The following is a 1,642-nucleotide window of genomic DNA, read 5'->3' as shown; positions in this document are numbered from 1 at the left end:
GCTCACCCGGCAGGTCGGCGGCCCGTCCCTCCCCGGCCGGGCCGCCGACCGTCCGTCACGCCGACTCCTCGACCTCGGACGGCGAGCCGTTGCGGCGGCCGGCCGCCGCGCGCTCCGCGTCCGCCCGTGCGGCGGCCAGGATCATCTCGTCCACCAGCCACCGCGACTGCGGCGACAGATCGACCAGCGCGCGCAGTACCTCGGTGCGGACCACTCCCTCCTCGACCTCGCGGCGCAGCGCCTTGAACGTCAGGTCGTCGTCGATCGGGCCCGCCTCGGACGCGAAGCCGAAGTAGCCGATCGGGACGCCGAAGAACGTCGCCAGCGCGGTCAGCGTGCGCAGCTGCGGGTTGTCCTGGCGTCCGGTACGCAGCTTCCACACCGTGGTGGACGAGATGTCCTCGCCCGTGGCGTGCGCGATCGCCCCCGCGGTCTCCACGTTGTTGCGCGGCGCGGGCGCGTCCGGCGGCCACATGTTCTGGATCAGCCACTCGACCTTGTCGGCGAGCATCGCACCGGGGGTCGGCGGCTTCGCCTCGCCGTCGGCTCCGTTCCCCGTGTTCTCCATGCACCATCCCCTTCGCTCGGGGCAACGACTTTAGTTGACCCGTACGCTACTGGTCAGCAAGGACACATCAAGGATGACAACTCGTATCGAGAGGATCACGGATCGCGACCCGCCGGGCGACTTGCAGGACGTCCCGGCGTCCGGGCTGCTTTCATCGTCCTCCGAGCAGGTCGTCCTTGGGAGGTTGCCGCCTGTGAGGGAATCCGTCGCGGTCCTGGCGGCGGGCACGGTGCTCGCACTCGCGCCCCTGCCCGCGCTGTTAGCCGCAACACCCGCGCTGGGCGCCACGTCCGCGCCGGCGCCCGCACTCGTCTCCGGATCCGCGGCTCTGCCCGGATCCGCCGCCCTGCCCGGCTCTCCAGCCGCACGCCCGGGCGTCGACGACGCGTCCGCACGCTCGGTCGCGTCCTCCGGCACGGCCGCGGACGGCACGTCCGTCTGCGTCGGGCTGACCGGCGCGGCGGCGGAGCTCTTCGACCAGGGCGAGCTGTGCCGCAACCTCAGCCGCGACCTGCTGAACGGGCGCACCGACTTCGGCCGGGCGCTGCGCGACTCCATGCGCGAGGCCCCGCCGCCGCGCCGCCTCCGCCGCTCCGAGGCGCGCCGGCGCTACTCCTCCCGCCAGGGGACGCCCGTCCGGCCGCCGGTGCGTCCCAGGCACCACCGCGACGTGCCGGACGACGACGACCGGTCGCCCAGCCCGTCGCCCCTCGGCACCGGCGCGCCGACCACCGCCCCCTCGAACGCCCCGGCGTCCACGAAGGCGGGCACCACCGGCACCGCGCCGAAGGGCGGCTCGGAGACCCCCCGTCCGGCCAGCGGCGTCCGGGCGGTTCCGGAGGAGGGCACCACGCGCTCGTCCGCGCCGTGGACCATGGCGCTGGCCCTCCTGGCGGTGCTCGGCCTCGTCCTTCTGCACCCGCGGTTCCGGCCCGTCCTCGCGTCGGCGGGTCGGGTTCCTCTGCGCCTCGCCCGGCGGGGGGCGCCGTCCAACGCCGAGTTCGCGGCGCCGCCGGCCGCGCCCGAACGACCCGCGCCCGCCGCGACCGAGCGACCGGCGACGGGCGTGGCGGT

Annotated in this window: 1 protein-coding gene and 1 pseudogene; one reads left to right on the top strand and one right to left on the bottom strand. The window is 75.4% G+C overall.

Going from position 1 to position 1,642, the window contains the following annotated elements:
• Window positions 1-55: 55 nt before the first annotated feature.
• Window positions 56-568 carry a helix-turn-helix domain-containing protein gene (locus tag DZF91_RS24050; RefSeq protein WP_117359572.1) on the bottom strand — a complete coding sequence of 171 codons (513 nt, stop codon included), beginning with the start codon at window positions 566-568 and terminating at the stop codon, window positions 56-58.
• Window positions 569-761: 193 nt separating this feature from the next.
• Here DZF91_RS24050 and DZF91_RS24045 point away from each other — a divergent pair.
• A pseudogene (locus DZF91_RS24045) lies at window positions 762-1,642 on the top strand (hypothetical protein); the annotation flags it as partial.

Source organism: Actinomadura logoneensis (assembly GCF_003428695.1).
Classification (GTDB): Bacteria; Actinomycetota; Actinomycetes; order Streptosporangiales; family Streptosporangiaceae; genus Spirillospora; species Spirillospora logoneensis.
Note: the sequence above shows the minus strand (reverse complement) of the source record. Positions and strands in the feature narration are given on the sequence as shown.